The sequence below is a fragment of the Ramlibacter sp. genome, assembly GCF_035706265.1.
In the GTDB taxonomy this organism is placed as follows: domain Bacteria; phylum Pseudomonadota; class Gammaproteobacteria; order Burkholderiales; family Burkholderiaceae_C; genus Ramlibacter.
Genome location: NZ_DASSVG010000270.1, coordinates 1 through 3565, shown reverse-complemented (window position 1 = coordinate 3565; position 3565 = coordinate 1). Strand labels below are relative to the sequence as shown.

General features: G+C 68.1%; 5 protein-coding genes. 1 reads left to right on the top strand and 4 read right to left on the bottom strand.

Annotated elements, in window-relative coordinates; all coding sequences use genetic code 11:
- The coding region (locus tag VFM98_RS09990; protein WP_325109777.1) for an isochorismatase family cysteine hydrolase at positions 1 to 484 on the top strand (484 nt) is incomplete at its 5' end.
- A gap of 3 nt (positions 485 to 487) precedes the next feature.
- Here VFM98_RS09990 and VFM98_RS09985 read toward each other — a convergent pair.
- From VFM98_RS09985 to VFM98_RS09970, 4 genes are all read right to left on the bottom strand, one after another.
- On the bottom strand, positions 488 to 904 hold the full coding sequence (locus VFM98_RS09985; protein ID WP_325109776.1) for an acyl-CoA thioesterase: 417 nt from the start codon (positions 902 to 904) through the stop codon (positions 488 to 490).
- Positions 905 to 906: 2 nt separating this feature from the next.
- On the bottom strand, positions 907 to 2208 hold the full coding sequence (locus VFM98_RS09980) for a TRAP transporter permease (protein WP_325109775.1): 1302 nt from the start codon (positions 2206 to 2208) through the stop codon (positions 907 to 909).
- Positions 2209 to 2215: 7 nt separating this feature from the next.
- Positions 2216 to 2737 carry a TRAP transporter small permease gene (locus VFM98_RS09975; RefSeq protein ID WP_325109774.1) on the bottom strand — a complete coding sequence of 174 codons (522 nt, stop codon included), beginning with the start codon at positions 2735 to 2737 and terminating at the stop codon, positions 2216 to 2218.
- 50 nt (positions 2738 to 2787) lie between these two features.
- Positions 2788 to 3565 (bottom strand): TRAP transporter substrate-binding protein (locus VFM98_RS09970; RefSeq protein ID WP_325109773.1); only part of this gene is annotated, 778 nt, incomplete at its 5' end.

Genomic DNA, 3565 nt, shown 5'->3' with positions numbered 1-3565 from the left:
GGAGAAGCTCGCCCGGCCGGCGCTGGCGGCGGCACGGGCCACGGCAAGGCTGCGGGAGACGCTGGAAGCGCAGAAGGTGACCGTCGTCTACGCCAACGACAACTACGGCGTCTGGCAATCGGACTTCCAGGCCCTGGTGGCGCAGTGCTGCGCGCGCGACGACGCCAGCGGCGCCATCGCGCGCCTGCTGGCGCCGCGCCCGCGCGACATCACGCTGCTCAAGCCCCGGCATTCCGCCTTCTACTGCTCCGCGCTGGAACTGCTGCTCAGCGAGATGGGAGCACGCGAACTGATCCTCGCGGGCCTCGCCGCCGACATGTGCGTGCAGATGACGGCGGCCGACGCCTTCCTGCGCGGCTACGAAGGCGTGTGGGTGCCGGCGGACTGCACGGCGGCGGAGACGCCGCAGGCGAAGAAGGCGAGCCTGAAGTACATGCGCGACGTGCTCAAGTGCGACGTGCGCTCGTCGCGCGCGAAGCGCTGACGCCTATTCGCAGAGCCGGCGGATCTCCTCCGGGATCGCCACCGCGCGGATCGCCGTGGCGTCGTCGCCCCGGCGCGCCGCGAAGATCCGCACCTCGTCGCATTCCATGATCAGGTCGTCGTCGCGCAGCACGCGGTGGCGTTGCACGAAGCTCTTGCCGCGCCACTCGGCGATGCAGGTGTGGATCTGCAGCGTGTCGCCGTAGCTCGCGGTCTTGACGAAGCGCGCGTGGGTGTCCACCACCGGCGTGCCGATCATGCCGGTGGCGGCCTCGGTCTCGTGCCACGGCGGCACGCCGCACTTGACGAAGAAGTTGCGCGAGGAGGCGTCGACCCAGCGGAAGAAGTTGGGGAACCAGACGATGCGGGCCGGATCGCAGTCGCCGAACTCGACCCGCACGGTGTAGATGATTTCCTTCATGGCTACCCCATTTTGCCGGGAAGCCAGAGCGCGATCACCGGGAAGCTGACGAGGATCAGCAGCCGCAGGATGTCGGTGGCGACGAAAGGCGAGACGCCGCGGAAGATGGTCGAGAAGCTCGCCTCCGGCACCACGCTCTTGATCACGAACACGTTCATGCCCACGGGCGGCGTGATCAGGCCCAGTTCCACCGTCATCACGATCACGATGCCGAACCAGATCGGGTCGAAGCCGAGCTGGGTGATCACCGGGAAGATGATCGGCACGGTCAGGATGATCATGGCCATGGCGTCCATCAGGCAGCCCAGCACCAGGTACATCAGCAGGATCAGCAGCAGCACGCCGTAGGGGCCTACGCCCAGGCCGGTGAGGAAGGCCGTGAGCTTCTGCGGCGTCTGCGTGATGGTCAGGAAGTAGCCGAACATCAGCGCGCCGATCAGCACCGTGAACACCGCCGCGGCCGTGCGCGTGGCGGACAGCAGCGCCTGCTTGATGTTGGCGCGGTGCAGCCGGCCGCGCGCCAGCCCGAGCAGGAAGGCGCCGCTCGCGCCCACGCCGCCGGCCTCGGTGGGCGTGAAGAAGCCGCCGTACAGCCCACCGATCACGAAGATGAACAGCACCAGCGGCGCCCACACGTTCTTCAGCTCGGAGACGCGCTCGCTCCAGGCCTTGGCCTCGCCGCGCGGAAGCCACTGCGGCCGCACGCGCACGATCAGCATCACCGTCAGCACGTACAGCAGCATCGCCAGCAGCCCCGGAATGATGCCGGCCATGAACAGCTTGCCGATGTCCTGCTGCGTCAGGATGGCGTACACCGCGAGCACGGTGGAAGGCGGCAGCATCGCGCCCAGCGTGCCGCCGGCGGCGATCACGCCGGTGGAGAAGGACTGCGGGTAGCCGAAGCGGCGCATCTCCGGATACGCCACGCCGGAGAAGGTGGCCGCCGTCGCCACCGAGGAGCCGGAGATGGCGGCGAAGCCGCCGCAGGCCAGCACGGTGGCCACGCCGAGGCCGCCGCGCAGGTGGCCGATCATGGAGTTGGCCGCCTTGAACAGCTCGCGGCTGACCCCCGAGACGGAGACGAAGGCGCCCATCAGCATGAACATCGGGATCACGCCGAAGGTGTAGTCGGTCACCGTGCGCATGGAGGTCTGGCCCACCAGCTTCAGCGCCGGGCCGGCGCCGGCGATCCAGGCATAGCCGGTGATGCCCACCAGGCCCATGGCCATGCCCACCGGCACGCGCAGCAGCATGAGCGCGAACAGCGTGAGGAAGCCCGCGAGGGCGATCAGGTCGGTGTCCATGCCGTCCTCACTCCGCCGGCGCCAGCGGCGAGTCGAAGTGCTCGTCGTGCAGCGCCTCGGGCCGGAACACCAGCCGCCAGGTGCGCACGGCGATCAGCAGCACCGCGCAGACGTCGCCCGTCCAGGCCACGGCGTAGAAGGGCCAGGTGGGCAGGTTCAGGTCGTAGGTGAGCACGTGGTCGATGTAGGTGAGGCGCACCTTGTCGAACAGCATGGCCGTCTGCACCACCACCACGAACAGCAGCACGAGGGTGGCGAAAACGTCGATGGCGCGCTTCCAGCGCGGGCTCGCCGCGCCCCACAGCAGGTCCACCGTGATGTGGCCGCCCCGGTAGCTGGTGGCCGCGATGCCCCAGAAGATCAGGATCCCCAGCAGCATGCGGCCGAAGTCGAAGTAGTCGGGAATCGACGTGCTGAAGAACTTGCGCAGCAGCACGTTGACGAAGATGTTGAGGGCGACGATGCCGACGAAGATGGCGGCCAGCCACTCGATGCCGTTGATGAAACGGTCCGCGAAGTTCTTTTTCATTGGAATTCATCGTCGTCCCCGCAGCCGCGGGGACGACGGGGGCCGCCGCGTTACAGCGCTGCCTTGTACTTCACCAGGCTCGCCTTGAGCGAATCCATCACCTTCTGCGGATCCTGCCCGACCTTCTTCACCGATTCGGCCCACTGCGCCTCACCGGGCGCGGTGGCCTCGCGCCAGGCCTTGAGCTGGTCCGGCGTGAGCTTGTAGCTCTCGTGGCCGCTCTGCGCCAGCTTGGCGTGGCCGCCGAACTCGAAATCGGCCCAGGGCGTGGCCACGCGCTCGGCCCACTCGGTGCTGCAGTGGTCGTCCACCGCCTTCTTCTGCGCCGCCGACAGGCTCTGGTACTTGTCCTTGTTCATCACCCAGACGAAGGGCGTGACGTACAGCGGCGCGTCCATGTGGTAGCGCACCACCTTGTCGATGCCGAACAGCGGGATCGAGCCCCAGGGGAAGGTGATCGCGTCGGCCACGCCGCGCTCCAGCATGTCGCGCGCCTCGGGCGCGGAGGCCTGCACGTTGGTGCCGCCCAGCGCGGTGACCATCTGGCCGATGGTGCTGGTGGCCGGGCGGATCTTCATGCCCTTGATGTCCGTGGGCAGCAGGATCTTCTTGCGGGCGTGGAAGGTGCCAGGGTCGTGCACGAACGCGAAGCAGAAGTGCACGTCCTTCATTTCCTGCGCGGCGTACTGGCGGTACCAGGCGTCGATGGCGGCGGTGCCGCCCTTGGCGTTGGCGAACAGGAAGGGCAGCGAGGCGCCCGCCATGATCGGGAAGCGCCCCGGCTGGTAGCCCGGGTTCACGTACGAGAAGTCCGAGATGCCGTCCCGG